General features: G+C 61.8%; 24 protein-coding genes. 5 read left to right on the top strand and 19 right to left on the bottom strand.

Annotated features, from left to right (window positions below; all coding sequences use genetic code 11):
* The first annotated feature begins 112 nt into the window (after positions 1-112).
* The 3 genes from hflK (at position 113) to RBR25_RS00440 (ending at position 3,672) form a co-directional block, all read left to right on the top strand.
* Positions 113-1,138, top strand: coding sequence for an FtsH protease activity modulator HflK (hflK, locus tag RBR25_RS00450; protein ID WP_432817548.1), 1,026 nt, complete (start codon positions 113-115; stop codon positions 1,136-1,138).
* A complete protein-coding gene (gene hflC / locus RBR25_RS00445; protein WP_432817547.1) occupies positions 1,135-2,064 on the top strand; it encodes a protease modulator HflC in 930 nt (309 codons plus the stop codon). Before hflK ends, hflC begins: the two co-directional genes overlap by 4 nt.
* A 216-nt stretch (positions 2,065-2,280) precedes the next feature.
* Positions 2,281-3,672, top strand: a complete 1,392-nt coding sequence (locus RBR25_RS00440) for an MATE family efflux transporter (RefSeq protein WP_432817546.1) — start codon at positions 2,281-2,283, stop codon at positions 3,670-3,672.
* Between the two features lie 94 nt (positions 3,673-3,766).
* Here RBR25_RS00440 and RBR25_RS00435 read toward each other — a convergent pair whose 3' ends face one another.
* From RBR25_RS00435 to RBR25_RS00375, 13 genes are all read right to left on the bottom strand, one after another.
* Entirely contained in the window at positions 3,767-4,207 is a 441-nt protein-coding gene (locus RBR25_RS00435) for a toxin-antitoxin system HicB family antitoxin (protein WP_432817545.1), read from the bottom strand.
* Positions 4,208-4,610: 403 nt separating this feature from the next.
* Positions 4,611-5,813, bottom strand: coding sequence for a restriction endonuclease subunit S (locus RBR25_RS00430; protein WP_432817544.1), 1,203 nt, complete (start codon positions 5,811-5,813; stop codon positions 4,611-4,613).
* Positions 5,810-7,504, bottom strand: a complete 1,695-nt coding sequence (locus RBR25_RS00425; protein ID WP_432817543.1) for an HsdM family class I SAM-dependent methyltransferase — start codon at positions 7,502-7,504, stop codon at positions 5,810-5,812. The genes RBR25_RS00430 and RBR25_RS00425 overlap by 4 nt, the downstream gene beginning before the upstream one ends.
* A gap of 98 nt (positions 7,505-7,602) precedes the next feature.
* Positions 7,603-9,645 carry a DEAD/DEAH box helicase family protein gene (locus RBR25_RS00420; RefSeq protein WP_432817542.1) on the bottom strand — a complete coding sequence of 681 codons (2,043 nt, stop codon included), beginning with the start codon at positions 9,643-9,645 and terminating at the stop codon, positions 7,603-7,605.
* Between the two features lie 159 nt (positions 9,646-9,804).
* Entirely contained in the window at positions 9,805-10,089 is a 285-nt protein-coding gene (locus RBR25_RS00415) for a nucleotidyltransferase family protein (RefSeq protein ID WP_432817541.1), read from the bottom strand.
* Between the two features lie 109 nt (positions 10,090-10,198).
* A complete protein-coding gene (locus RBR25_RS00410) occupies positions 10,199-10,471 on the bottom strand; it encodes a type II toxin-antitoxin system RelE family toxin (protein ID WP_432817540.1) in 273 nt (90 codons plus the stop codon).
* Positions 10,455-10,679, bottom strand: coding sequence for a type II toxin-antitoxin system RelB family antitoxin (gene relB, locus RBR25_RS00405; protein ID WP_432817539.1), 225 nt, complete (start codon positions 10,677-10,679; stop codon positions 10,455-10,457). Before relB ends, RBR25_RS00410 begins: the two co-directional genes overlap by 17 nt.
* Before the next feature lie 101 nt (positions 10,680-10,780).
* Positions 10,781-10,948 carry a hypothetical protein gene (locus RBR25_RS00400; RefSeq protein WP_432817538.1) on the bottom strand — a complete coding sequence of 56 codons (168 nt, stop codon included), beginning with the start codon at positions 10,946-10,948 and terminating at the stop codon, positions 10,781-10,783.
* 12 nt (positions 10,949-10,960) lie between these two features.
* Positions 10,961-12,247, bottom strand: coding sequence for a hypothetical protein (locus RBR25_RS00395; protein ID WP_432817537.1), 1,287 nt, complete (start codon positions 12,245-12,247; stop codon positions 10,961-10,963).
* Positions 12,248-12,356: 109 nt separating this feature from the next.
* Positions 12,357-13,742, bottom strand: coding sequence for a sodium-dependent transporter (locus RBR25_RS00390; protein ID WP_432817536.1), 1,386 nt, complete (start codon positions 13,740-13,742; stop codon positions 12,357-12,359).
* Positions 13,743-13,796: 54 nt separating this feature from the next.
* Positions 13,797-14,483 (bottom strand): YggS family pyridoxal phosphate-dependent enzyme, encoded by a 687-nt coding sequence (locus tag RBR25_RS00385; protein ID WP_432817535.1) that lies wholly within the window; start codon positions 14,481-14,483, stop codon positions 13,797-13,799.
* A gap of 82 nt (positions 14,484-14,565) precedes the next feature.
* Positions 14,566-15,171, bottom strand: a complete 606-nt coding sequence (locus tag RBR25_RS00380; protein WP_432817534.1) for a Maf family protein — start codon at positions 15,169-15,171, stop codon at positions 14,566-14,568.
* A gap of 52 nt (positions 15,172-15,223) precedes the next feature.
* Positions 15,224-17,215 (bottom strand): diguanylate cyclase, encoded by a 1,992-nt coding sequence (locus RBR25_RS00375; RefSeq protein WP_432817533.1) that lies wholly within the window; start codon positions 17,213-17,215, stop codon positions 15,224-15,226.
* A gap of 183 nt (positions 17,216-17,398) precedes the next feature.
* On the opposite strand from RBR25_RS00375, the gene RBR25_RS00370 reads away from it, so the two are divergent.
* The gene (locus RBR25_RS00370; RefSeq protein WP_432817532.1) at positions 17,399-17,752 is read left to right on the top strand and encodes a hypothetical protein; all 354 of its coding nucleotides are present in this window, start codon (positions 17,399-17,401) and stop codon (positions 17,750-17,752) included.
* Between the two features lie 10 nt (positions 17,753-17,762).
* Here the strand turns inward: RBR25_RS00370 and trmFO are convergent, their stop codons facing one another.
* The 6 genes from trmFO to ybgF form a co-directional block, all read right to left on the bottom strand.
* The gene (gene trmFO, locus RBR25_RS00365; protein ID WP_432817531.1) at positions 17,763-19,124 is read right to left on the bottom strand and encodes a methylenetetrahydrofolate--tRNA-(uracil(54)-C(5))-methyltransferase (FADH(2)-oxidizing) TrmFO; all 1,362 of its coding nucleotides are present in this window, start codon (positions 19,122-19,124) and stop codon (positions 17,763-17,765) included.
* 82 nt (positions 19,125-19,206) lie between these two features.
* Entirely contained in the window at positions 19,207-21,555 is a 2,349-nt protein-coding gene (gene topA / locus RBR25_RS00360) for a type I DNA topoisomerase (protein ID WP_432817530.1), read from the bottom strand.
* Between the two features lie 65 nt (positions 21,556-21,620).
* Positions 21,621-22,088, bottom strand: coding sequence for a DUF494 family protein (locus RBR25_RS00355; protein ID WP_432817529.1), 468 nt, complete (start codon positions 22,086-22,088; stop codon positions 21,621-21,623).
* Between the two features lie 34 nt (positions 22,089-22,122).
* Positions 22,123-23,223: a DNA-processing protein DprA gene (dprA, locus tag RBR25_RS00350; RefSeq protein WP_432817528.1), complete on the bottom strand. Its 1,101-nt coding sequence runs from the start codon at positions 23,221-23,223 to the stop codon at positions 22,123-22,125.
* An 86-nt stretch (positions 23,224-23,309) separates the two neighbouring features.
* Positions 23,310-24,299 (bottom strand): LysM peptidoglycan-binding domain-containing protein, encoded by a 990-nt coding sequence (locus tag RBR25_RS00345; protein WP_432817527.1) that lies wholly within the window; start codon positions 24,297-24,299, stop codon positions 23,310-23,312.
* 30 nt (positions 24,300-24,329) lie between these two features.
* Complete coding sequence (ybgF, locus tag RBR25_RS00340; RefSeq protein WP_432817526.1) at positions 24,330-25,013, bottom strand: tol-pal system protein YbgF; 684 nt, start codon at positions 25,011-25,013, stop codon at positions 24,330-24,332.
* Between the two features lie 275 nt (positions 25,014-25,288).
* On the opposite strand from ybgF, the gene RBR25_RS00335 reads away from it, so the two are divergent.
* Entirely contained in the window at positions 25,289-26,506 is a 1,218-nt protein-coding gene (locus RBR25_RS00335; RefSeq protein WP_432817710.1) for a peptidase U32 family protein, read from the top strand.
* The last annotated feature ends 13 nt before the right edge of the window (positions 26,507-26,519 follow it).

The raw sequence follows: 26,519 nt of genomic DNA, 5'->3' as shown, positions 1-26,519 counted from the left end.
TTGTTATAGGTGAGCCGATTTCACTCCGTCCTCAAAGGTGGGTATGGTAAGTTGCCCCTCGAATGTTTCCAGACGACGAGGCTCGCTTCTCGTTGCAACCGACGGAGGATCCATGCAGAACTGGCAAGGTGGGGGAGATCCCGATCTCCTCGAACGCAAGATCAACGAATTTATCGCCCGCTTCAAAGGTCAGAAATTTCCCCTCAAAATCTTTGCGGGTATCCTCCTTGTGCTGTTGCTGGTTTTCGGCGCTGGCAGCAGCTTCTATCAGGTCGGCACCGAAGAAACCGGAGTCGTGCTGCGTTTCGGCCACTTTACCGGCTTTGCCCAGCCGGGCCTGCATTTTAAACTCCCCTTCGGAATCGACACGGTCTATCTGGTCAAAACCGGAAGGGTCATGAAGGAAGAGTTCGGCTTTCGCACGGCTCAGTCCGGGGCGCCCTCGACCTATACCAAGGAGGGGCTGAACGAGGAAGCCCTGACCCTCACCGGTGACCTCAATGTCAGCGACCTGGAGTGGATTGTCCAGTATCAGATCGCCGACGCCTTCAAGTTCCTCTTTCGCATCGAAGATCCCCAATCGACCATTCGCGACGTCGCCGAGGCGGCGGTGCGCAAGGCAGTGGGCAATTCCAACGTCACCGAGGTGCTCACCACCGAGCGGGCTCTGCTTGCCACCGCCATCGAGAAGGATTTGCAGGCGATTCTCAACAGCTACGATATCGGCGTGCGCATCGTCACCGTCAAGTTCCAGGACGTCAATCCCCCCGAGTCGGTCAAGGCGGCCTTCAACGAGGTCAACGAAGCCGAACAGGAAAAGGAAAGCCTGATCTTCCAGGCTCGGGAGCAGTACAACCGTGAAGTGCCCAAGGCGAGCGGGGTGGCCAAGAGCGCCATCCTCGAAGCCGAAGGTTATGCCCTCGAACGGATCAATCAGGCCAAGGGGGAGGCCGGCCGCTTTCTCGCTCTGCACACCGAATACCGCAAGGCCCCGGAAGTGACCCGCGAACGCCTGTACCTCGAAACCCTCGAAACGATTCTGCCCCGTCTGGAGGAGATCTACATCATGGACGAGAAGGGTTCCGGCGCACTGCCAATGCTTCCTTTGCGGAGTCCGAAGGAAGGGGGTAAAGGATGAAAAACCAGCTTCTTATCGCCATCGCCATTTTACTTCTGCTGCTCGGCCAATCTGTACTCTTTGTCGTTGAGGAGGGAGAACAGGCGATCGTCACCCAGTTCGGCAAACCGGTCGGCGAAGTGAAGTACGCCGGTCTGCACGTCAAAATTCCGTTGATCCAGGAAGTGCGCCGTTTCGACCGCCGGATTCTCAAATGGGACGGCGATCCCAACCAGATTCCCACCAAGGATAAGCGCTACATCTGGGTGGATGCCACGGCCCGCTGGCGGATCGTCGATCCGCTGCTTTTCTATACCACCGTAGCCACCGAGCAGGGGGCCTTGAGCCGGCTGGACGATATTCTCGATTCGGTGGTGCGCGACGCCGTTTCCAGTCACCTGCTGGTGGAGCTGGTACGGGGCAAGGATTACCAGCCCCCGGCGGGAACGGTCGAGGTGCTCGATTTCGAGGGTCAGAAAATTGAGGCCGAGAATCTGATCGGTCGCGAAGAGATCCTCGGCAACATCCTCACCGAAGCGCGCAAGAACATCCCCGAATACGGCATCGAGATGATTGACTTGCAGATCAAGCGGATCAACTACGTCGAACAGGTGCGGTTGCGGGTTTACGAGCGGATGATTTCCGAGCGGAAAAAGGTCGCCTCCCAGTTCCGTTCCGAAGGGGAGGGAGAAAAGGCCAACATCCTCGGCCAGATGCAGAAGGAGCTCAAGCGCATCGAATCCGACGCGTATCGCGAGTCGGTACAGATTCGCGGCCGCGCCGATGCCGAAGCCGCCGCCATCTACGCCGAAGCTTACGGCCGCGACCAGGAATTCTACGCCTTTGTGCGAACCCTCGAATCGTACCGCAAGGCGCTCAAGGCAAATTCCCGACTGGTTATTTCCACCGATTCGGACTTTTACCGCTTCTTGCAAAAAAATCGCTAGAAGGGGGATCAGTGCTATAAAAAAAGGAGAGAAGGACCGCGCCGGGTCTTCTCTCCTTTTTCGGTTTGGGGAGGGGAAAGGCTTTCACCACAGAGCGCACAGAGTTCACAGAGAGAATCCTGAGATTTCTGATTTTCTTTGTTTTTCCTCGGTGTCCTCTGGTGAGCGAAGCGAAGGGTGGTGAAGGCTTCTATCCTTTTGATGGATGAACGGCACATGACGGAATCGTTGACTTTACCTGTAACCCGAAGCGCCCGTCCCGGCGGCTTGCGGGAGATGCTCGCCGTCGCCCTGCCGATGGTCGCTTCCCAAGCCTGCGAAACGGCGATGATGTTTGTCGACCGGCTCTTTCTCTCCCGGCTCGGCACGACGGAGATGAGCGCCTCCATGGCCGGCGGGCTGACTGCCTTCATGATGACGACCTTCTTCATTGGCCTCATCGGCTACACCACCGCCCTCGTCGCCCAGTACCTCGGCGCCGGGCGCAAGGAACGCTGCCCCCGGGTCATTACCCAGGCGCTGCTCCTCGCGGTTGCCGCCTACCCGCTGATTCTCGCCGCCCGCCCCCTGGCTCATGGGCTCTTCGCCGCTTCCGGCATCGCCCCCGAGCAACTCGCGCCGCAACAGGCCTACTTCGACATCCTCCTCTACGGCGCCCTGCTCACCCTGCTGCGCACCGCCCTGGCCGGCTTCTTCTCCGGCATCGGCCGCACCCGGGTGGTCATGCTCTCGACCTTGGTTGCCATGGTCGTCAACATCGGCGCCAACTACGTCCTCATCTTCGGGCATCTGGGCTTTCCCGCCTTGGGCATTCGCGGCGCCGCCCTCGGCACCTTGCTCAGCGGCTTCTGCGCCCTGCTGGTCTTGGCCGGGGCCTATTGGGGGCGCTCCATCCGCCGCGAGTTTTCCGTCGGCGCGGCCTTTCGCTTTGACCGAGAGATTCTCGGCAAACTGGTGCGTTACGGTTACCCGGCGGGGATCGAGCTCTTTCTCAACCTGATCGCCTTCACCCTGACGATTCTCCTCTTTCATGCCCACTCCCCGGCCACCGCTTCGGCAGTGACCATCGTCTTTAACTGGGACATGGTCTCCTTCGTGCCCCTGCTAGGCATCCAGATCGGTGTGGTCAGTCTGGTCGGTCGCCACCTCGGCGCCGGGCGTTCCGACATCGCCCAGCGGGCGGCGCGCTCGGGGTTGAAGATGGCCCTGACCTATTCTTCGCTGATTCTCCTCCTTTTCGTCAGCTTTCCCACCCAACTCGTCGCCCTCTTCACCCCCGTTGTCGCCGATGCTGTCTATGCCGAAGCCGCGCCTTTGGCCGCAGTTATGCTGCGCCTGGCCGCCTTCTACGTCCTCGCCGACGCCCTCATGGTCGTCTTCAGCGGCGTGCTGCGCGGCGCCGGCGACACCTTTTGGGCCATGTGCATCTCCGTCGCCATGCACTGGCTGCTGCTCCCCGCCCTCTACCTCGCCCTCAAGGTTTTCCACCTCCCCCCGCAAACCGCCTGGCTCGCCCTCATCTTCCTCTTCCTCGCCTTCAGCGCCATCTTCTACCTGCGCTACCGCGCCGGGCACTGGAAAAGGCTGCGGGTGGTGGGGGAGGGATAGCTCCTTCGGCAAACAAAACGGCCCCGGAGGTGAATTTCCGGGGCCGTTGCGAGAGTTTTGGGGATCATTTTTCCGTCGGCATCGCTGCCGATTGTCAGCTATGGGCGAGACGCGGCTTTCCTCCTCCGGCGGCGCGCTTCCGGTTCTCCTCATGGCCTTGCAACATCCGTTTCACTTCATCCAGCGCATGTCTTTCCGACAGCAGATTGACGATATGCTGATTGAGGCTGATTCCGTCCAACGACGCGGCCTTGGCCAGCTTTTCGTGCAGAGATTTGGGCATCCGCAGAGGGAACTTGCCGCTGTAGTTTTCTTTGCGCAGGCTTTCGGGGAGCGGAATGTCCAAGCCGTCCTCGATGGCGACATGCAACCACTCCCGCATCGCATCTTCGATCATCTCGAGGGCTTCGGTCTTGGTGGTGCCCACGGACATACACCCGTCAAGTTCCCTGACCCGGACGAAAAAGCCATTTTCATCGGGCACGATTTCGATGGTGTAGGGCAGGGCCATATAGTATTCAACGGTTTTGCTCATGCCATTCCTCAAGATCCAGAAGGTTGATCACCTGGTCGACGTAGGTTTTGTTGACAGGCCGGTTTTTGGGGACGCTGATTGGAAAGGTTTGTGGCCGTCGAAAAACATAGTGGCTGCTGCCGCCACTCGAAGCCGAACCCTTCCAAGAGACGTTTGAGATCGTTGAATTCGACATTTTTTCGATTTGCAAGGATCTTCCCCGCCAGTTTCACAAGCCTATGGTCTGCCATGACATGCTCCATCGAGGCTTGTGATGATATTGCATATGATATCACGAAAAAGCAAATTTTGTCTGCTCCGGAAATTTTTTGTCAATCAAACCTCCATCTGACCGATTGCCAGGTTCTGGAGTTGCCGCTAAGGGGCACTGGCGGAAAGGATTCTTGGCTTTCCTGGCGTGACATTAGTTGAAAAACTGGGCCATGAGGGATTGCCGCAAGGCCTCGGCTTGGGCAAGGTGGTATTCTTGCTGGGCGATTAAAGCACGAACATCGGCACATTTGCCCTCGAATTCTTGCTGTCGATCCAACGGCGGAACGGGCACAGGTAACGTTTTCAATTTCGCCTGGGAAATGTTTCTCATGCTGTCGCTCGTTCCGGTGGCGAGTCGGCCCAATTCCTGACGTACATGTCTCGATTGCAAAAAGTGTTGCAAATACGCGGACAAAACAGGTGAAGGCTTCAGCCATACAAACCGCCAGAGTTTGTCAGGCAGCAGGAGGTTTGGATAGTCCGCCTCAACCAGTGCTGTTGCGCCAACCAATTCCACGGTGTTTGCCCGCGAAAAGAGCAAATCTCCCTTGCGTACAAAGTGATGGGCAGGCGGCCTATAATCATCGGGCGCGGGTTTCGCCTCTTCAGGACGAAAGTAACCCGAGGTAACCGCACTGACCTTGAGGATTCGGAAAGGGTTGGTGGGGCTGTCTTCTCCCGCCTGGATATTTTTCCCGCCCTCAAGTCCTGCGACGATTTTGCCCAGGGAAAGAATTTCCCACCCCTTCGGATTGGTCGCCGGGTCGCCGAACATGTCGACAAACAGGGCCGGGATCAGTTCGCGCGTCGTCTCCAGCGCCTGCTTCCGCAACCGCCGGATGCTGTCCGCCCGTTTCAGGATGTCGACGATGCGACGTTGTTCGTCGAGGGGTGGGAGGGGGATCGTCAGCTTTTTCAGTTCGCTTGCTTTGAACCCCGCTTGACTGACCCACTGTGTCGCGATTTTCGCAAAGTAGCCTGATTGAAAAAGCCTGAGAAAAAAGTAGTTTACCCACCATGGCTCAGCGGCATCGGCGTTAATATGCAACTTGGTAAGATGGTTGGAGAACCCTGCAACCATCTTCTCTTCGACAACAACCGACTTGCCAACCAACTCTTTGCTATTTGTGTTGTTGAATAAAATTTCTCCTGGCTCCAGCGACCTCTTTGTGGCCGGGGCCTCACTCAGAGGCACAAAATACTGATTACTAAGATCAAGGGAACCGTCTGTTCCAATATTGAACGGGCGTAGATGTGCAAGCCCATTTGCTACCAGTTTGGATTTACTGCATGCAAAACCAGACTCAGCGCTAGTAATCAACTCTCCAAGTCGCACAATAGGCCACTGGCTCACGCTCGACCCTCCCGTAGAGCTTCCCGTAAACTTTCCACCTCCTCCAAAATCTCCCGCTCAATCGCCGCCAATTCGTCCAGCAGTTCCAGCGGACTGCGATGCTCGACCTGCGTCCGCGACAGCGGCCGGTAGCGGCCGGCCGAGAGGTTGAAATCGTTGGCGCGGATCGTGTCGGCGGTGGCGAACCACCAGTTTTCGGTCCATGGGGCGTCACCCCCACCCCGACCCTCCCCCGTCGAGGGGGAGGGAGCATGAAAGGCCTGCCAGGTCCGCCAATTCTCTTCCCGATTTTGGTAAGCCGCGACCAGCCCCGGCAGGTCATCCGGTTCGATCGGCGCCGTGTGCTGGGCGTCGAGTTTGTAGCCGTCGTTGTCGGCGTGAAGGAACAGCACCCGCTCGGTCGTGCCCCCTTTGCGGAAGACCAGCACCGAGGTCTTGACCCCGGAGTAGGGTTGAAAGACTCCGCCCGGCAGCGACAGCACCGCCTCGACGGTGTTGTTTTCCAGCAACTGGCGGCGCAGTTCCTTGTGCGCCCCGGTGGAGCCGAACAGCACCCCCTCGGGAACGACCACGGCGCAGCGGCCGCCCTCACCCCCAGCCCCTCTCCCGGAGGGCGCGGGAAGCCGGAGGCTGTCGATCATGTAACGCAGAAAGAGCAGCTCCGTCGCCGTGGTGGCGCCGACCTTAACGTCGTCGACGATGCGGTCCTTGTCGACTCGTCCGGAAAAGGGGGGATTGGCGAGCACCACGGCATAACCGTCCGGAGGCAGCTCCAGCGCCTGTTTCTGCTGGGTGTCGAGGGTGGTGGTCAGCACGTTGCGGCGGCGGATGGCGACCTGGGGAAGACCGCGCAGGCTCAGGTTCATGGTGGCCAGGCGCACCATCTTCGGGTCGACGTCGTTGCCGTAGAAGGTGCGGCGGGCCAATATCTCCCACTTGGCGGCGGAAAGCATGTCGCCGGGGCCGCGCGGAATCGGCTTGCCGTCGACCTCGACCTGTTCGATGGAACCGGGCGAGCTGTTGGTCAGGCGCATGTGATCGTAGGCGGCGACGAGAAAGCCCGCCGTGCCGGCGGCCGGATCGTACACCGTCTCGCCGACCTGTGGGTCGAGGATGCGGACCATGGCGCGGATGACGTGGCGGGGGGTGCGGAACTGGCCCAGTTCCCCCGCCTGGCTGATCTGCTTGAGCACGTGTTCGAACAGATCCCCCTTGGTGTCGGCGTCGGCCTGGTCGAGACGCAAATCGTCGACCAGCCCGACCACCTGGGTCAGCACCGTCGGATCGTCGATGCCGAGGCGCGCCCCCTCCATGAAGTTGTAGGCCGAGCGCTCCGCGACCTTGGCGTAAAAGGCGAAAACCTCGTCGCGAACGAAGCGCACCAGCCCCTCGCCGGTCAGCGCCTTGGCCCAGACCGACCAGCGCAACCGGTCGGCCGGGATGGTTTTTTGCCCTTCGGCCGGGGCGTTGAGCGGGTTGCGCAGGGTCCACTCGCCGGCGAAGGCGTTCGCGTATTCCTGTTTCGCAATGCGGGCGCGGGCGGCGTTGTCGCGGTCGAGCCCTTCGGAGAGATAGAAGTAGAAGAGAAACGCCAACTGCTCGGCGTTGGACATGGGGTCGGGATAGCCGCCGCCGTAAAGGTAATCGCGAATCTGGTCGACCTTGCGGCGCAAGTCGGGGGTCAAGGGCATTTGGGGGAACTCCTAGCGGGATTGCCGGTCGTGATCGGTGGGGCCATCACCGTCGCCGTCGCCGAAGACGGCCCGGTTCAGGTCGCCGAGAACGGCGGTCAGCCGTTCTTCGCTGCCAGGGCGCGTTGCAGGCCGCCGACATGGCTGAAGGGGGGGAGCATGAAGTGGTCGAGGGTGAATCCGTCCAATTGTCCGGCGTTGGCTTTGAGGTATTCGCCGATGGAACGCAGAAGCCGGTGTTGCTCCGAATGAAAATCGTCACGGGCCGCAAGCCAGGCCTCGAAGCGGGCGGCGACTTGGGTCTGGGCCAGGGCATCGGCATCGACAAAGACGAAATTGCCGTTTTCGTCGATGGTCACCCATTCGCGGGTGTTCGGGTCGATGTGGTCGTCGATGTCGAGGGTCAGCAGGTTGCGGGGATTCGGCTTGTACTTTCCCCGCTCGCGGATAACTCCGCCCTCGACCGTCGTCTCGTCGTCGTCGTGAACGTCGGTGACGCCGACGAAGTCAAACATGGTGAAGCGGTTCTTGCCGGGGGCCTTGCGGGTGCCCCGGCCGCGCATCTGCCGGTAGAGCACCACCGAGCGGGTAAAGCGGGCCATGACCAGGCCGACCACCTCGGGGGCGTCGAAGCCGGTGTCGAGCATGTTGACCGAAACCAGAATCCGGGGGAATTTTTCCTTTTTGAATCGCTTGATTTTAGTCGCGGCATCGAGGGTGTCGTCCTTGCCGAATCCGGAGACGACGAAGTCGGCGTAACGCACCTCGGGGGAGGGCTTTTGGTCGGCGAACGCCTCGTCGAACATCTGGGCCAGGGTCTCGGCGTGGCGTTTGGTGACGGCGAAGACGATGGTCTTGCCCGGCACGGGGTAGCGCATCGTCCCTTTTTTGTCCCGGTAGCCGTTGGCCAGAACGTCCCGGTATTCGCGGACGATGGCCCGGTTGCGCTCGGGGATGGTGAAGCGCCGCTCCAGGGCATTGGGATCGACTTTGACCGAATCCTTGCCGGCGAACAAGAGTTCCAGTTCGTCGCGGTCCCCGGCCGTGAGGGCCGACCAGTCCAACTCGGATTTTTTCACCTCGAAACCGTCGGCCGATGCGGTTTTGACGGTCTTGGCCTTGTAGATCTGGTACGGCACCAGATAGCCCTCGTTGACCGCCTGCTTGAGGGTGTAGCGGTACGTCGGCTTGTCCACCTCGAAGAAGCGCAGGGTGTCGCGCACGAACAGTTTATCCTCGTCGTCGCCGGTTTCGATCTCGCTGGTGAAGGGCGTGGCGGTCAGGCCCACCTGCACGCCGTCGAAGTATTTGAGGATGCCGCTCCACTGGCCGTAGATGCTGCGGTGACACTCGTCGGTGACGATCAGGTCGAAGTAACCGGCCGAGTAGTCGCGGTAGATGTTGGTCATCGACTGGAGGGTTGTGACGGTAATCAGCTTCTCGTCCTGAAAACGTCGCCCGGTGCGCAGGACGTAGCAGGGGTAATCCGGCAGGTGCTCGGCGAAGGCGTCCTCGGTCTGTTTTGCCAAAGTGATCCGGTCGACCAGAAATAGCACGCGGGTCACGGCGTTGGCCTCGAAGAGGCGCTTGATGAAGGCGGCGGCGGTGCGGGTCTTGCCGGTTCCCGTCGCCATTTCGACCAGCAGCTTGCGCCGACCGGTCGCCATCTCGCGGCACAGGGTGTCGATGCAATCCTTCTGGTAGTCGCGTCCGGCGATGCGGGTGTCGACCGGCTTGGTCAGGGGGTCGACCCGCAATTTGCGCCGGGCATGACGGCGCTCAAGGTCGATTTGGCTGAAGAAACCGGCAATGGGGCGGGGGAAGGCTTCGGTTTGGTAATCCCAGAACAGGATTTGCTCGCCGTCGGCGAGAAAGACATAAGGCACATTGTCGAGTTGGACGGCGTAACCTTTGGCTTGTTCGACCGCCGATTGAAGGCTCTGGCCGGGGCGCTTGGCTTCGACGACCGCCGCCGAACGGCCGTGGCGGTCGCACAGAACATAGTCGGCGAAAGTGCCGTCCGGCAGCCGGTATTCGTAGCGGACACTGACGCCGTCGGTCAGCTCCCAGCCGACCTCTTTCAACTGAGCGTCGATCTCGACCCGCGCGAACGCTTCTTTCTTTTTTCCGGGACCGGCCATGCACACCCCCCGCTGAAACGGCAAAAGATCATTGAAAGCAAGGATTTTTGTCGGGGAATCCTAGCACTATCGGCAGGGGAACCGAAGCGGAAAATCTCAGCCATGGCGATCAAGGTTTGACCCGTCGGGAGCGCTTACCTAATAGCCGTTGGGTTACCTTCACAGATCCACCGCCTGTTCAAGCACCTTGTCGCGAATGCGGGGATGCAGTGCCGCCGGCGTGACCACATCAACCCGGCGGCCGAGACGCTCCTGAAGATCCATCAGCAGCCCGCCCAGGGCCAGGGCCGAACGCCCCTCCTCAAGATCGACCAGCAGGTCGACATCGCTTTGCGGCCCTCCCTCGCCTCGGGCGAGGGAGCCAAAGAGACGCACGCGCACGACGCCCCGGTCGGTCGCCAGCTTTTTGATCGTGTCCCGGTGTTGTTCGATGAACGGGTCCATGTTTGCTCCCAGGGTGGTTTAGAATTTCACGGTCTTCCGGCACCCAAGCCGAAAGCTCTTTTCGCGGATCAAAATAAGGCTTTACGAGGAGGGGCGCTTGCCCCAGCGCTCAACTCCGGTCATAAACCGTGCTCCGGTGGCCGACCATCAGCACCAGCACCAAGATTTTCCGGTCCTGGATTTCACAGATCAGCCGGTAGTCGTCGACCCGGTACTTCCAGCGGCCGGCCAACTCCCGCCGCAGCGGCGCGCCGTAGCGGCGCGGGTCTTCGTCGCCGGCGATGCGCTCCCGCAAGTAGCGCACGATGTCGGCCTGAATCTGTCGGTCGAGCTTGGCGAGCTGTTTTTTCGCGGTCTCGGTGACCTCAATCCGCCAGGCCAAGTTCCCGCTCCAGCTCATCGAGGGTCAGGGTTTTTTCCTCTCCGCTTTCAACCCGCTTGAGAATTTCGTCGGAAAGATAGGCCGCCTCCAAGTTGTCGAGATGCTCCAGAATGGCCTCGCGGGCATAAAAGGATTTGGAGCGGCCGGAGCGTCTGGCCAAGGCCTCCAGACGGCGTTCGATATCCTCGGGCAAACGTAGTGCAAGCATGAATTCCTCCTTTGCTATACACGTATACTACAGGGGTGGTTCAAGCCCGGCAACCCAATTCTCGTCGTCGGTAAAGAGTGGTTCAAGGTAAGGCGGGGAGATTAGTTCTCGGGGGGATGCTCGCAGGTCCGGTTCATCCTCTCGAACAGCTCGATCTGCTCGGCCATCGACAGTTTTTTTTTGCAGCCGGTGCGCAGGCACTGGCGGCAGCGGTCGTCCGAGCACCACTGGCACATCTTGCAGTCGGGGCAGGGGTGTTTTTTGTCCATGGCGCGCTCCTTTTAATTCATTGTACGCCGAAGGCGCCGGCGGCGGTGGTGCAGGTACCAGGCTTCGCAGAGCTCGGCGGCCACGAGCAGGAAGACGGCGACGGCGACGCCGGGGACGGAGAGGGGGTTGAGGAGTAGCGCGCCCCAGCAGAGTCCGAGAAAGAGCACTTTGTAGACGACCGAACGGCCCAGTTCGGTGGTGCGATCCTCGTTGGTGAACCAGCCGCGCAGCAGGCTGACGGCGCCGTACAGGTAACAGTAGAGGGAGCAGGCCGCCAGGGGCAGGGCGATGTAGGCGCGGGTGGCGGTATCGAGGCCCATGAGCGTGCCGAGGATCGGGCCGCTGAAGGGGAAGGCGATGAGGATGGTGACCACGGCGAGGGCGCTGCCGACCCAGCGGAAGAAACGCACCAGCACCAAGTAGTCGGCATCGTTCTTGACCATGGTCTGATAGGCCTGGAGCAGATTGCGCATGGGTCCGGCGAGGAGAAAGATGAAGCCGCGGATGACGCCGAAGGAGGCCAGGGCCAATGCCCCGTCGGGGAGGCGGCCGATGATGGCGTTGATCATGAGCGGCACGCTTTGTTGCAGGCACGAGGCGTAGGCCAGCGGGAAGGAGAATTTCAGAATTTCCAGCGCGCCTCGTTCGTCGGCACCCCCTTCGTACTGGATGCGGCAGCGCCAGGCGAAGGCGCCCATCAGCGTGGTTTCGATGACGATGCAGGCGAGCAGAGCGAAGGCGCCGAGTTCGGCGCCGGAAAACCAGCGACGGCCGAGAGCGAGAAAGCCGAGCAGGGCGACGACCCGGACGATGGTCGCCAGCGACACCAGCGCGGTGTGGCGCGCCTGCATGACCAGCCCCTGGAAGAAGCCGCGAAAGCCAGTGAGAAAGGGAAGAAAGACGAGAATCCCTAAAACGGCCTTGGCGTGATAGGTGATGTCGCTGGATACGCCGAGCAGGCGGCCGAGAACGAAGTCGCCGACGGGGGTGAAGGCGACGGTGGCCAGAAGGAGCGAGACCAGACTTGCCACCAGTATGACGAAGATGACGGTGCCGCGCAACGAGCGGCGGCCGCGGACCATGGCAATGGTGATGGTGTGGTTCTGGTAGGAGGCCGAGGCGAGCAGGCCGTGCAGGGCCATGGCCACGGCGAAGGCGGCCAGGGCGGTGACGAAATCCGTATCCCGCGCCAATCCGGCGTTGATGATCGAGTGGGAGACGCTCATCATCTGCACGTTGAGCAAAAGAGGGAAGAAGAAGAGGGAAATTTCCCGTAGGGTCAGGGGTTTGGCGGTCACGGCGTGGCTCCGGGGTAGAACCGGGTGAGGTCAAGCGGCGCCAGCTCCCGCTCGCCGCGCAGCGAGCCAAGGAGGAGGCCGCCGAAATTGAAAAGAAGGGTGGCGAAGGTCATTGCAACCGGGTGGCGAGCCAGGTGAAAAGGCCCGTTTCTCTCATCTTGAAGTAAAGAACGACGGCCACCGCCAAGGGGGAGACGTAGCGGATGAGGAAATGCCAGGTCGGGTAGACCCAGCCGGCGCCCCCGGCGATGAGTTCCTGTTTTTCTTCCGTGCCGCTCCAGAACCAGCCGACGTAGATGGCGATGAAGAGGCCGCTCAGGGGAAGGAAGTAGTTGGAGACGAGCATGTCCGCCGAATCGAAAAAAACCCGGTCGCCGATGATTTTCCAGTCGGCCAGGGTGTTGTAGGAAAGGGCGGTGGGGATGCCGACGACGAAGGCCAGTCCCGCCAGAAACCAGGTGGCGCGAGGGCGGCTCCAGCCCCGTTCGTCGATGAGGTAGGCGACCGTAGCTTCGAGCAGGGAGATGTTGCTGGTCAGGGCGGCGAAAGCGAGGAGCAGGAAAAATAGAATGGCGAGTACGAAGCCGCCGGGCAGTTGGGAAAAGACCACCGGAATGGTCTTGAAGACCAGCCCTGGGCCGGCGGCCGGTTCCATCCCGACGGAGAAAACTACCGAAAAGATGGCGATGCCGGCCATCAGGGCGATGACCGTATCAAGCACGACCACACGTAGGCTCGCCCCGAGCAGATCCTCCTGGCGGCTCAGGTAGGAGCCGTAGGTGATCATCGCCGCCATCCCCAGGGAGAGGGTGAAGAAGGAATGGCCCATGGCTTCCAGCACCGCGGCCGGAGTGAGCTTGGCGAAGTCGGGTCGGAACATGAAGGTGATGCCTTTCCAGGCGCCGGGGCTGAGCAGGCCGTTCATGAAGAGCAGGGCCAAAAGCGCAAAGAGAACCGGCATGAGAATCTTGTTCCAGCGCTCGATCCCCTTTTGCACGCCGCCGATAACGATCCCCAGGCACATCGCCATGAAGACGAAATGCCAGAGCAACTGGCGCGGGCCGTCGGCGGTGAGGCCGCCGAACATCCCTTCGATGTTTGCGGTCGATTGCCCGGAAAAACTCCCCAGCAGAGCCCGATAAAGGTAATCGAGGGTCCAGCCGGCCACCACCGAATAGTAGGAACAGATGATGAAGGCGGCAGCGACGCTGATCCAGCCCGGCGCCTGCCAGAAAGAGCGTTTTCCCTCCAGGTGGATGAAGGCGCCGACGGCGTCTTTGCGGGTGTGGCGGCCGATCATCAGCTCGGCCATCATGATCGGCAGACCGACCACGGCGATGCAGACGAGATAGACCAGGACGAAGGCACCGCCGCCGTTCTGGCCGGTGATATAGGGGAATTTCCAGATATTTCCGAGGCCGACGGCGCTGCCGGCGGCGGCGAGGATGAAGCCGAGACGGGAGGCCCAGAGGGCGCGGGGAGCGGCGTAACTCATGGATCAAATCCCAAGGGGGTTCGTCTGTTGCGAATCATTCTAAATCAATCGACCTTACCCGCGTCCCCCGAAGATAGCGGTGCCGACGCGGACCAGGGTCGCCCCTTCCTCGACGGCAACTTCGAAATCGTTGCTCATGCCCATGGAGAGCTCGGCCATGGTCACGCCGGGAATGGCGAGAGCGTCGATACGGTCGGCCAGCTCCCGCAGGCGGCGGAAGTAGGGGCGCACTTCCTCCGGGTCGTCGAGCCAGGGGGGGAGGGCCATCAACCCGCGCAGACGCAGGAAGGGCAATTCCGCCGCCCGGCGAGCCAGTTCGATCGCTTCGGCTTCGCCGGTTCCGGCCTTGCTCGATTCGTCGCCGAGATTAACCTCCAGCAGGACGTCCACCGGCCGGTCGAGCCTGGTCCACTGGCGGTTGATCTCTTCAGCCAAAGAGAGGCGGTCAAGGGAGTGGATCATTGTTACCTTGCCGCGCAGGTATTTGACCTTGTTGCTCTGCAGGGCGCCGATGAAATGCCATTCCACCGGGGCGCGCACTGCTTCAGCCTTGTCGATGAACTCCTGGACATAATTTTCGCCGAAGAGCCGGTGTCCGGCGGCGGCCGCCTCTTCGATCAGTGCCGCCGGCTTGGTCTTTGAGACCGCGACCAGGCGCACTTCGCCGGGGTCGCGGCCGACGCGGGCACAGGCGGCGGCGATACGGGACTGAATCCCTTCGATGTTTTCACGGATGGACATGGGTGGGTTCCCTTGGGGCGCACCGATGTGTGCCCGGTTGCGGGTCATCCTGTTGGATACAGGGCGAGGCGGCGCCTCGCCCCTACGTCGGGTTGTCGAAGAGGTGTACGGCGCCGAGGCGTTCGAGAGTGGCGACCACCTCACACAGGGGCAGGCCGACGACGTTGGTGTAACTCCCGGCGATGGCCTCGACCATGAAGACGCCGATCCCCTGAATGGCGTAGGCGCCGGCCTTGTCCATCGGTTCGCCGGTGGCAATGTACCCCGCGATTTCCGCCGCTGTCAACGGTTTGAACCGGACCTGGGTGGTGACGACGTCGGCGTGGGTCGTGCCGGTGACCCGGTCATGCACGGCGTAGCCGGAGAGAACGCGGTGCTCTCGCCCGGAGAGAGAGCGCAGCATGGTCGCCGCTTCGGCTTCATCGACCGGTTTGCCGAGAATGGCGCCGTCGCGCAGGACGATGGTGTCGCTGCCGATGAACCAGCGGCCGGGAATGTCGGCGCGTCCGGCGATCTCCAGGGCCTTTTCGCGGGAGAGGCGCAGGACGTGCGTTTCCGGAGATTCACCGGGGAGTTCTTCCTCGGAGATGGCGCTGGGAACGACGCGGAAGCGGATGCCGACGCGCTCCAAGAGCTCGCGACGGCGGGGGGAGGCCGAAGCCAGAACGATATCGTTGATGGATTTCATGGTCGGGAGGATAGCGGAAAGGAGGGGAAAATGCCAGCGCCGCGAAGGCGGTTCAGCCGGTCTTCTTGATCCGGGAAGGGATGACTTCGAAACTGGCCAGACGGTTGCGCCCCTTGCTCTTGGCCTGATAGAGGGCGACATCGGCGGCGTTGATCAGGGTTTCGAACTTCTCGCCGGCGTCGGGGTAACAGGCGACGCCGATGCTGGCGGTGAGGCGCCCCGTGGGCAGGGCGGTTTCGCCGGGGAAAATTTCCGCTTCGATTGCCCGCCGGATGCGTTCGGCAACAAAGAGGGCCTCTTCCTTGCTGGTGTTGGGCAACAGCAGGCAGAATTCTTCGCCGCCGTAACGGGTGACGATGTCCATTTCCCGGGCCGATTTTTTCAGCAGCTGGGCCACTTTTTTCAGGGCGTGGTCGCCGGCGACATGGCCGCACTGGTCGTTGTAGATCTTGAAGTGATCGAGGTCGATCATCATGATGGTGAAGTGTTGCTTGAGCCGGAAACAGCGGCTGAGTTCCTCCTGGAAGCGGGCTTCGAGCATGCGCCGGTTGTAGAGGCCGGTCAAGGGGTCGCGGGCCGCCAACTCCTCCAGTTTGCGGGCGTTTTCGTAGACGGCGACGCGCTCGATAAGAAGGGCGGCGTGGTCGATGAGCAGGCGCAGGGTGGCGAGATCCTCGTCGGTGAACGTAGTGCCGGTCTCCTTGTCCGCCAGGTTGAGGACGCCGACGGTTCGTTCATGGGCCTTGATGGGGATGCAGATGAAGGATTTGGTCTGAAAACGGGGACGGTTGGCGATCCCCACCCGGCTGTCCTTCTCGATGTCGGTCACCAGCAGATGCAGACCGCTTTGGGCGACCCGGCCGGCGATTCCCTCTCCGAAACGCAGGGGGATGCCGGCGGCCACTTCGAGATTGATGCCCCGCGCCGCGACGATACGCAGCCATTCCCCGGTTTCGTCGAGGAGCATGAGCGAGCTCCGCGCCGCTTGCAGCAGTTCGCAGCTCATGGCGACGATTCGCTGGTAGAGTTCTTCCCGGGTTTCCACCAGGGAGAGTTGGCCGAGCATGACGATCAGTCTTTGCGAGGTGGCCTGCCGTTGCTGGTGCAAAGCCGCAAGGCGCAGGCGGTTCAGCTTGGCCGCCGCCCGGCCGGCGAGCAGTTCGAGGAGCAAGAGATCCCGTTCCGGCATCTCGCTGTCGAAAATCACGGCCAGGCCTAGATCCAGCCCTTCGCTGCGCAGGGGGACACAGATCGCCCGGTCGCTGTCGATGTCGGGGAAGAATTCGCCGATCTCCTGACGCAACAGCAAAGGTTTGCCGTCGGGATGGGTGCCGAGCAGTTCGCGCAAGCGGGGACAGGCGCAGTTCTTGGTCTGGGCGGCCGGTCCCAGTTCGACGCGAACGCTGAAAGCCTCCCCCTCGCCGGCGAGGATGATGACCCGGGGGAGATCGAAAAGGAGGATCAGGGTCTCGCCGAGAAGTTCGAGAACGGCGTCACTGCTTGGGACACGGTCGATTTCGGCGGAGGCGCCGGCGATGCCGGCGAGGCGCTGGGTCAGACCGCGCAGGGGCCGGGCCAGGGTCTGCTCGTCCGCCAGAATGGTCAGCAGGGTCAGGGTTTTGCCGAGGATCTCTTCAAATTGTGCCCGTTTGATCTGCGGCCGTCCCAGCAGCTTTTCCAAGAGCGTGCCGCCGTCGCCGCTGGGCGCGTTGGAGAGTTTCTCCAGTACGGCGAGATCCGGGGCCTCGTCTCTGACGCCGCCGGCGAAGAGGCAGCAGTTCCGGTCCCGGTCATCGCGAAAAGGGATGGCGAAAAAGAGCAGTCCGGTCGCGCAGGAAAAGATGAGCGGGCGATTGTTTTGGCAGGCGTCGCGAAAGGCGTCTTCAAAGCTCGCCCGGCAGTCGGCGTCGCAGAGACCGTTGTTCCCCAAGCTGCCGCAGAAGGAATGGTTCTGGCTGTTGTGGGGGAGATGGGTTTCCTGTTCGCAACTGATGGCCAGTTGCAGGGGAGCTAGGGCCGCCACCCGACGCAGGGTAGCGAGCAAATCCTGGAGATGAACCCGGATTCTCAGGGGGCTCGGCAGGCTGCTTCCCGTTATGCCTTGAGTTTTTGTCCGCACCGGTTCATGGGCCTCGTGAGCGATTTGAACGGAAAAACCCTGAGCCGCCGCCGATGCTGCCTGGTTTGCGTTGCCGCGGCGTCGGGAAAGGGACAATAGGGTCCAATCATGCGGGAGATTTTTCACCGGGTCGCAGGCCGGGAAATCTCAAAGGTTCATGCTTGGATGAAATTCGCCCTTAACACTAGCAGGAAAAAAATTGAAAGCAACGATTCGCTCGTTCTTCGCCGGGGGATCCCCCCGGTTTTTTTCGTCAGCCGGTTTCTGTCAAAAATTTTAACTATAGGAATGGTCGATGGAATCTTGTCGGCAAAAGCGGTTTTCTTTTATCCAGCAAAAAAAATGCCAATGATTTTTAACCAATTTTTGCGAGCGGTTGCGTCAGGGAGTGCTCTCAGTCGCTTTGCGGGATGTAAGCATTTTCGACAAGAAAACTCTTCAATTCCTTCATTCTGGAGCTAAACTACTTAATTTATTGTTGAAATTCGTTGTCGGAAACATCGACGGCGAACCCTACCGCCGTGTCGGGGAGGGCTTCCCGTCGCCAGGGTTCGAGATCCGCCAGTGCCCGTTCGGCCATGGCCAGGCGGCGGTCGGCCCGTTTCCTCCGTTGCCCCTCAAGAGGGGGGAAGAGGCCGTAGTTGACGTTCACCGGCTGGAAGTTCTCGGGTGAGGAGTCGGCCAGATGGCCGAGCAGGGCGCCAAGGGCGGTGGTCGCCGGGGGGAGAGGAAGCGCTTGATCCCGCTGCCAACGGGGGACGAAGAGGCCGGCAAGAAAACCCGTGGCCGCCGACTCGACGTAGCCTTCGATGCCGCTGATCTGCCCGGCGAAGAAAATCCGCGAAGCGCTTTTGAGTTGCAGGGTTCGGGTCAGGCATCTCGGAGCGTTGATGAAGGTGTTGCGGTGGACGCTGCCAAGGCGGGCGAAGCGCGCTTCTTCGAGGCCGGGAATGGCGCGGAAGATGTGTCGCTGCTCGGGATAGGTGAGTTTGGTCTGGAATCCGACCAGATTGTAGAGGGTGGCGTGGCGGTCATCCTGGCGCAGCTGGACCACGGCGAAGGGGGGCTTGCCGGTGCGCGGGTCGGGGAGCCCCACCGGCTTCATCGGTCCGAAGGCCAGGGTCATTTCGCCGCGTTCGGCCATCTCTTCGATGGGCATGCAGCCCTCGAAGTGGAGCATCTTCTCGAAATCCCAGGCCGGCACTTTCTCAGCGGCCTTGAGGGCGGCGACGAAGGCGAAATATTCCTCCTTGCTTAAGGGGCAGTTGACGTAGTCGTCCCCACCTTTGCCGTAGCGGGAGGCGCGCCAGGCTTTCGCGAAGTCGATGGAGTCCGCCTCGACGATGGGCGCGATGGCATCGTAAAAATAGAGGTGCTCGCTGCCGGTGAGCCGGGCGATCTCCTGGGACAGAGCCTCCGAGGTGAGGGGTCCCGAGGCGACGATCACCGTTCCCGTTTCGGGAAGGGTCGTGACTTCTTCGCGGCGTAGCTCGATCAGGGGATGGGCGGCAATCTTTTCCGTGATGTAGGCGGAGAAGCCTTCGCGATCTACCGCCAGGGCTCCGCCGGCGGGGACGGCGGTGGCGTCGGCGGCTTCCATGAAGAGGGTCCGGCAGCGTCGCAGCTCTTCCTTGAGGCAGCCGACGGCGTTGTTCAGCCCTGCTCCGCGCAGGCTGTTGGAGCAGACCAGTTCCGCCAGCCCTTGCGCCTGATGGGCCGGGGAGAAGCGCTTCGGCTTCATTTCGTAGAGGATGACCGGCGCGCCCTGGTTGGCCGCCTGCCAGGCCGCTTCGCAACCGGCGAGGCCGGCGCCGATAATGACGATGGGTTCCACGGGGGATGTCTTTCCAGGGAGGGGTATTCTGAGTCATGGGCGTTCCGGGGATGATGAAACCCGGAACGCCCATGACGGCGTCTTACTCTTCAGACTTGGTTTTCTTTGCCGGAGCCTTCTTGGCTGCCGGCTTCTTCGCCGGGGCCGCTTTGTCGGCGCTCTTCTTTTCCGGCGGTACCAGTTCCAGTTTCCAGTCGCAGTTTTCCGTCGGGCATTTGCGGAAAGTGCCGTAGCGCTTGGTGACCTTCTCGACGATCACCGGATGGCCGCATTTGGGGCAAGGTTCGTTCACCGGTTGATCCCAGAGGGCGTATTTGCATTGGGGGTAGCGGCTGCAGGAATAGAAGATCTTGCCGTAGCGGCTTTTCTTTTCCATCAGCACCCCTTCCTTGCACTCGGGGCAGGGGATGTCGAGGGACTTGGGTTTGACCAGTGGTTGGATGTTCTTGCAGTTGGGGTAGGCGCTACAGGCCAGGAACTTGCCGTAACGCCCCATTTTGATGAGCATCGGCGCGCCGCACTTGTCGCACTTCTCCTCGGAAAGTTCCGGTTCCGGCTGTTCCTCGGCGGAGAGGGGCTCGGTGTAGCGGCACTCGGGGAAGCCGCTGCAGGCCAGGAAGCGGCCGCTGCGGCCGAGCTTGATGACCAGTGGTCGGCCGCAGTCGGGGCAGACCCGGTCGGTCTTTTCCGTGGTGAGGTCTTCCTTGGTGACCTCCTTCTCCTTCTGCTTGAGCAGGGCGATGAAGGGCTCCCAGAAACCGCGGATGACCGGCCGCCAGGTTTCCTCGCCCCGGGAGATGGCGTCGAGGTCTTCCTCCAACTTGGCGGTGAAGTCGTAGTCGACGTAGCGGGCGAAGTGGTTGACCAGCAGGTCGTTGACCACCATCCCCACATCCTCGGCGAAGAAGGCGCGTTTTTCCAGGCGCACGTACTTGCGCACCACCAGGGTGTTCATGATTGAAGCGTAGGTCGAGGGGCGGCCGATGCCGTATTCCTCCAGGGTCTTGACCAGGCTGGCTTCGGTGAAGCGGGGGGGCGCCTGGGTGAAGTGCTGTTCCGGCAGCAGTTCCTTACGCTTAACGGCCTCCCCTTCGGCCAGGGCCGGCAGGGTGCCTTCCTGCTCCTCATCGGGACTGTCGGTCCCTTCGATGTAGAGCTTCATGAAGCCGGGGAAGCGGATGACCTGGCCGCTGGCGCGGAAGGTGAAGCGCTCCCCCGCCGCCAGGTCGACGGTGGTCGCTTCGAGGACGGCGGCGGCCATCTGCGAGGCGACGGTGCGTGTCCAGATCAGCTGGTAGAGGCGGAACTGGTCGGAGGAGAGGAAGGGCTTGAGCTTCTCCGGGGTGTTGGCGATGGTTGTGGGCCGGATCGCCTCATGGGCTTCCTGGGCGTTCTTCGCCTTGCTCTTGTAAACCCGCGGATGGTCGAGGGCGTATTCCTGGCCGAAGCGCTGGCTGATGACTTCGCGGGCTTCGTTGGTGGCCACCGTCGACAGGGCCACCGAGTCGGTACGCATATAAGTAATCAGACCGACGGAACCCTGGCCGATGTCGATCCCCTCGTAAAGCTTCTGCGCCGTGGACATGGTCTTGCGCGCCGAGAAGCCGAGCTTGCGGCTCGCCTCCTGTTGCAGGGTGCTGGTGGTGAAGGGGGCCGCCGGGTTGCGTTTTTTCTCCTTGCGCACCAGGGAGGTGACCCGGAAATCCTCCTGGGCGATGGCCGTCACCAGCTGCCGGGCGGCCGCTTCGTCGCCGATCTCCAGTTTGTCCAGGCGCTTGCCGTCGACGGTGAAGAGCCGCGCCTTGAAATCCTGCCCGCTCGCGGCGCGCAGCAGGGCGTCGATAGTCCAGTATTCCTGGGGAAGGAAGGCGGCGATCTCTTTTTCCCGCTCGCAGATCAGGCGCAGGGCCACCGACTGTACCCGGCCGGCGGAGAGGCCGTAGCGGATCTTCTTCCAGAGGAAGGGAGAGAGATTGAAGCCGACCAGGTAGTCGAGGATCGAGCGGGCCTGCTGGGCGTCGACCAGATCCCGGGCGATATGCCGAGGTTCGCTCATCGCCTTGAGGATGGCGTCCTTGGTGATCTCGTGAAAGGTGACGCGCTTGACGGTCGGTTTGCTCCCCTGCTCGTCGATGCCGAGGGCTTCGAGCAGATGCCAGGCGATAGCCTCCCCTTCGCGGTCAAGGTCGGTGGCGAGAATCAGTTCGTCGCTCCCCTGCGCTTCCTTTTTCAGCAGGTCGAGCTGCTTCTTGCTCTCCGGCAGGACATGATATTTGGGTTCGAAGTCATGGGCGACATCCACCGACCCCTGCTTGCTCGGCAGGGCGCGGACGTGACCGTAGGAGGCGAGGACCTTGAAGCCCTTGCCGAGAAATTTTTCGATGGTTTTCGCCTTGGCGGGGGACTCGACGATGACCAGTGATTTTGCCATGAATGCCTCGGTTTGGTTAAAAGCAAAAAGGCTGCGGGGGTCCGCAGCCTGGAAAAAGTCTTTTTTCAGTGGAACATCCGCCCCCAGTCGTCCTCCATGAAACAGTCGACTTCCCGGTGCCAGTCTCGCGTACTTCGGGAAAAGAGGACGAGGGCCGCCAGCGCCTTTATTTCATTGAGGGAGACATCGTCCTCGGCGATTTGCAGGGCGCGCTCTATGATCTCTTCCTCGGCTTCGTCGTCGACGATACCCAGGGCGCGCAAGCGGATGAGAAAGCCCCGGGCCTCGGCGGACAGCCCCCAGGTTTCTTCCAGGGTGAAGACCCGATGGGTCGGAAGGTGCAGCGGGGAGGCGGCGGATGAGGACGTTTGCAGGTTGAGATCTTCCATCCAGCGAAAGGCGGCGTCGATTTCCGCGGCGTCGAAGCCTTCGGCCATCAATCCTTCGACAATGTCACTTTCGGTGAGTTGCGTGCTGTCGGCCATGACATACTGGGCGATGATGCTCACGATAGCCAGAACCCGCTCTCTCAAGATGTCTCCTGCGGCAAGTGGTTCGTTGTCGGTTTCAGGCTTCCCGGCCGCGCAGATAGCGCATTCCGGGGATCTGTTCAACCCCCCCCCGGAGTTCCAGGTGCAACAAAATAGCGGAAAGCTCCATGGGTGTCAAGCCGGTTTTCCGCGCTAATTCATCGATGTGGAGCGGTTCCCGGCCGAGGTTCCGATAGACGGTCAGGGCCGTTCCTGAGAGCTTTTCCAGGAGGGACTCTTCCTTTTGCCGTTGCCCGCGGGATGGGGTTCCTGGCCAAAGGACTTCGAGGATGTCGGCGGGTTCGGTGACCAGATGGGCGCCCTCTTTGAGCAGGCGGTTGACCCCGCCGCTTGTTTCGGCGTAGACCGGCCCAGGCACGGCGAAGACCTCGCGCCCTTGTTCCAGGGCGAAGTCGGCGGTGATCAGCGAACCGCTCCCCTCGGCCGCCTCGACGATCAGCACCCCTTGGGCGAGGCCGCTGATAATGCGGTTGCGGGCGGGAAAATGTCCAGCCAGCGGGGCCGTTCCGGGGGGATATTCGGAGAGCAGTGCCCCTTCTTCGGCGATGCGCTGGAAGAGGCGGCGGTTCTCGGGGGGATAGACCTGATCGATGCCGCAGCCGAGCACGGCGACGGTCTGTCCCGACCCGCGCAGGGCCCCTTCGTGGGCCGCCGTATCGATACCACGGGCGAGGCCACTGACAATGGCGATCCCGCGCGCGGCGAGTTCGGCGCAGATTTCGTCGGTGAGGCGCCGTCCGGCCGTCGTTGCCTGGCGGGCGCCGACCACCGCCAGGGCCGGCTGATCGGTAAGTTGGCCGCGCCGGTAGAGCAGGGCGGGCGGGTCGGGCAGCTGGCGCAGCAGGGGAGGGTAGTCCGCTTCATCCCAGAAGCTGATGAGGCGCACGTCGTCGCGCTCCAGCAACTCCTCGGCCTGGCGCAGAAGCGGGGCATCGGCGGCGGGCAGGGCTTCAGCCACCGCTGGCCGGATCCCCGCCCGGCGGGTCCAGTCCCGGGGGACGGCGGCGAGAATCGCCTCGGGGGAGGCGAAGGCCGCCATCAGCCGGTTCAGTCCGACGCGTCCCAATCCCCGGGTGAGATGCAGGCGCAGCCAGGCGCGTTCCATAGCCGTCGGCATCAATCCCTCCATGCGTTCGCAAAATTAAAGAAGGATTGAAGTCTCCCTCAATCCTTCTTTGCAATCTATGACCGTTTGTTTCCGGTCTATTCCATGACCGTCGACATGCGATCCCCGCGGTAGAGGGGTTCGGCGATTTTCAGCACCAGCGCGGCGGCGGCACGGGGGTGGGTCTCGATGACCACGGCCGCGCCGAGGAGAACATCGGGGAGTTTGAGCCCCGAGGTGTTCAACCCCATGGCCGAGGCGTCCCGGGGGCGGGTGATGTTGAGCAGGTTGCCGACCTGCAGGCCGTCGTCGCTGCCGAGATCGAGATAGACGATGTCGTACTGGCTCAGGGCGAGTTTACTGTCGTGGGCTTCGATCAGGGTGCCAGTCAGGGCGCTGGTGGCCCGCTTCAGGTCGATGGAGGCCGGAGCCGGCTGGTAGGGACGCAGCCGGGCGCCGCGCTCGATCTCCTGGTAGGCCTTGTCGATTTCCCCCGTCGCCACTTCTTCATTGACGGTAACGATGCGCACCGTCCCGATATCCTCGACCAAATAGCCGACCTTTCGGCCGGTTTGGGGATGAGTGACCGGCTCGCCGACGTCGAAGAGGGAGTAAAGGTCGCCGGGCTGCACCGATTCCAAGTTCTTGATGTCGAGAAAGACCGTTTCGCCGCTGGCGATGAGCAGGCGGTTGTCGGTGGTGTCGACCAGGGTGCCGGCGGCGTTGAATTCATCCTCGCTGACGAAGCCGCGTCCCCCTTGCTGGATGGTGATGGTCGTTTCCTCGACCGGCTCCGGCGGAGGCGCCGGTTCGGTGATTTCCGCCGCAGTTTCGGCGACCGGCACCAGTTGCACGCGGCCATCGTAGATGGTGATTTCCTGGCCGGGGTAGATCAGGTGGGGATTGGTCAGATCCGGGTTGTTGGACCACAGGCTGGGCCAGTAATAGGGATCCTTGAGAAACCGTTGGGAGATCCCCCAGAGGGTATCCCCCTTCTTGATGACGTAGGTCTGTATTTCCCCCTGGGCGAAGGTAAAGAGGGGCCAGAGGAGCAGGGCGAGCAGCAGGGTGGGTTTGGCGAGGCGCATGAATTCCCCCAGGTTGAGGTGTGACGAAAGTCAGTTCCGGTTGAGGCTGTGTGCCGCCCGGCTCTCCGGATAGCGACTGCTCAGGGCCTGCAACGCGGCGTCGGCATGTTGGGTTTGTCCCAGCTGTTTCAAGGCTTCGGACATTTTGAGCAGGGCGTCGGGAGCCTTGCTCCCCTTTGGGTGATTTTCCACCGCGCGTTTGTAGGCCGCGACCGCCTCTTCGTATCGTTGCTGGCTGTAGAAGCATTCTCCGAGCCAATATTTGGCGTGGCCGGTATATTCATGCTCGGGATATTGCCGCAGGAAGTCCTGAAAGCCGTCGACCCCCCGCGCGAAGCGGCCGGCGGCGTAGTGGGAAAAGGATTGGCGGTAGAGTTCGGCGGCGCTGTCCGGCCCTGTATCGTCTGCAGGGGCGGGGGCGATGATCGCGGGCGGGGGCGTCATTTCCCGCTCGGCGGTGACTTTTTTGGCTTCCGGTTCTGCCGATGCTGGGGCGCTCAAGCGTTCTTCCTGAGCTTGCAGCCGTTCTTCGAGATTCGCCAGTCGGCTCTCCTGTCCGTCGAGGCGCTCGGCCAGCCGTCGTTGCTCCTGGCCTAAATCCTTAAGATCCCCTTCGATCGGGGTGAGATCGACGGTCGGACGGGGAGCGAGGCAAGCGGTCAGCCCGGTCAGAAGAAGAACCGACAAAAGCAGGATGCCGAGATGATGAAACATGCGGTTTCCCTCCCTCATAAAAAAATCGCGTCGCCGCGCGCAATAGCTAAAAAAATATAAATTTTTTAAGCCCTTGTCAAGATGGAACGGATTTTCACCGCCGTCGTCGTTCGGACAGGTCCTTGCCATTTCCGGCGGATTATGTGGTATTCTCCGAGCATTTCCCGAAAAGGATGAAAGAGAACATGTCTCTCCCCGAACTGCTGGCTCCCGCCGGCGAGCCGGAAAAACTATTCATCCCCGAACTGCTCGCTCCCGCCGGCAGGCCGGAAAAACTGTCTTTCCCTGAACTGCTAGCTCCCGCCGGCGACCCGGAAAAACTCCGGGTGGCTTTCGACTACGGGGCCGATGCCGCCTATCTCGGCGGCGATGATTTCGGCCTGCGCGCCCCCGCGGGCAAATTCGATCTCGATGCCCTGGCCCGGGCCCGGGAACTAGCCCAGCGCCGGGGCAAGCGCCTTTACCTGACCCTCAACGCCTACCTGCGCCAAGCGGATCTGCCTCGGCTGCAAGCCTATCTTGAAGCTTTGAGGCCTCTCGATTTCGACGCCTATATCGTTGCCGACCCCGGTGTCCTCGCCTTGATCCGGCAACTCGATCCGGGTCGGGAAATCCACCTTTCGACCCAGGCCAATACCACCAACGGCGCGGCGGCCCGTTTCTGGGCGGCGGCGGGAGCGCGGCGAATCAATCTCGCCCGGGAATTGTCCCTGGATGAGATCGCCGCCATTCGCCGGGAAACGGAGGTGGAACTGGAGGTTTTCGTCCATGGCGCCATGTGCGTCGCCTATTCCGGGCGCTGTCTGCTCTCGGCGGCCATGACCGGCCGCAGCGCCAACCAGGGGGCCTGCGCCCATCCCTGCCGTTGGCGCTACGCCCTGGTCGAGGAGACCCGCCCCGGGGAATATTTTCCCATCGAGGAGGATGACCGGGGCAGCTATCTGCTCAACAGTCGCGACCTCTGCCTGATCGAGCATCTGCCCGCGCTCATCAAGGCGGGGGTCCACAGCCTGAAGATCGAAGGGCGGATGAAGACGGTCTACTATCTGGCAGCGGTCACCCGGGTCTATCGGGCGGCCCTTGACCGCTACCGGGACGATCCGTCAAACTACCGCTGCGATCCTCTCTGGCTTGAGGAGTTGGAAAAAGTCAGCCATCGGCCTTACGATACCGGCTTTCTCTTCGGTGGAGCGGAAGCCAGGGTGCACACCGCCGACTCCAAATATCGCCGCACCTACGATTTCGTCGGTGTGGTGCGCGAATGTTTCGCTGACGGTCGGGTGCTGGTGGAGGGACGCAACCGCTTCTTTCCCGGCGAGACGCTGGAACTGATCGGGCCGGGCATGCGCCAGGGGAGCTTCACCGTCGGCGAACTGCGAAGCGAAACGGGCGAATCCCTGGCTGCCGGTCAGCCGAACGGGCGCATCCTCATGGCGCTGCCGGTCGGGGCTCAGGCCGGTGACCTGCTGCGGCGGCAAGGGCAGAAGAGCTGACGCAATGACGGAG

Origin of the sequence: Trichloromonas sp. (assembly GCF_034006665.1) — a bacterium.
In the GTDB taxonomy this organism is placed as follows: Bacteria; Desulfobacterota; Desulfuromonadia; order Desulfuromonadales; family Trichloromonadaceae; genus Trichloromonas.
Note: the sequence above shows the minus strand (reverse complement) of the source record. Positions and strands in the feature narration are given on the sequence as shown.

Bases quoted from the DNA above. Each gene is read 5' to 3' on its own strand.
- RBR25_RS00435 (WP_432817545.1), bottom strand. From the start codon at position 4,207: ATGAGCAAAACCGTTGAATACTATATGGCCCTGCCCTACACCATCGAA.
- topA (WP_432817530.1), bottom strand. From the start codon at position 21,555: ATGGCAAAATCACTGGTCATCGTCGAGTCCCCCGCCAAGGCGAAAACC.
- RBR25_RS00370 (WP_432817532.1), top strand. From the start codon at position 17,399: ATGCGGGAGATTTTTCACCGGGTCGCAGGCCGGGAAATCTCAAAGGTT.
- RBR25_RS00380 (WP_432817534.1), bottom strand. From the start codon at position 15,171: ATGAAATCCATCAACGATATCGTTCTGGCTTCGGCCTCCCCCCGCCGT.
- RBR25_RS00385 (WP_432817535.1), bottom strand. From the start codon at position 14,483: ATGTCCATCCGTGAAAACATCGAAGGGATTCAGTCCCGTATCGCCGCC.
- relB (WP_432817539.1), bottom strand. From the start codon at position 10,679: ATGCTTGCACTACGTTTGCCCGAGGATATCGAACGCCGTCTGGAGGCC.
- RBR25_RS00415 (WP_432817541.1), bottom strand. From the start codon at position 10,089: ATGGACCCGTTCATCGAACAACACCGGGACACGATCAAAAAGCTGGCG.
- hflK (WP_432817548.1), top strand. From the start codon at position 113: ATGCAGAACTGGCAAGGTGGGGGAGATCCCGATCTCCTCGAACGCAAG.
- RBR25_RS00420 (WP_432817542.1), bottom strand. From the start codon at position 9,645: ATGGCCGGTCCCGGAAAAAAGAAAGAAGCGTTCGCGCGGGTCGAGATC.
- ybgF (WP_432817526.1), bottom strand. From the start codon at position 25,013: ATGTTTCATCATCTCGGCATCCTGCTTTTGTCGGTTCTTCTTCTGACC.
- RBR25_RS00390 (WP_432817536.1), bottom strand. From the start codon at position 13,742: ATGAGTTACGCCGCTCCCCGCGCCCTCTGGGCCTCCCGTCTCGGCTTC.
- RBR25_RS00400 (WP_432817538.1), bottom strand. From the start codon at position 10,948: ATGGACAAAAAACACCCCTGCCCCGACTGCAAGATGTGCCAGTGGTGC.
- RBR25_RS00440 (WP_432817546.1), top strand. From the start codon at position 2,281: ATGACGGAATCGTTGACTTTACCTGTAACCCGAAGCGCCCGTCCCGGC.
- hflC (WP_432817547.1), top strand. From the start codon at position 1,135: ATGAAAAACCAGCTTCTTATCGCCATCGCCATTTTACTTCTGCTGCTC.
- RBR25_RS00345 (WP_432817527.1), bottom strand. From the start codon at position 24,299: ATGCGCCTCGCCAAACCCACCCTGCTGCTCGCCCTGCTCCTCTGGCCC.
- RBR25_RS00425 (WP_432817543.1), bottom strand. From the start codon at position 7,504: ATGCCCTTGACCCCCGACTTGCGCCGCAAGGTCGACCAGATTCGCGAT.
- dprA (WP_432817528.1), bottom strand. From the start codon at position 23,223: ATGCCGACGGCTATGGAACGCGCCTGGCTGCGCCTGCATCTCACCCGG.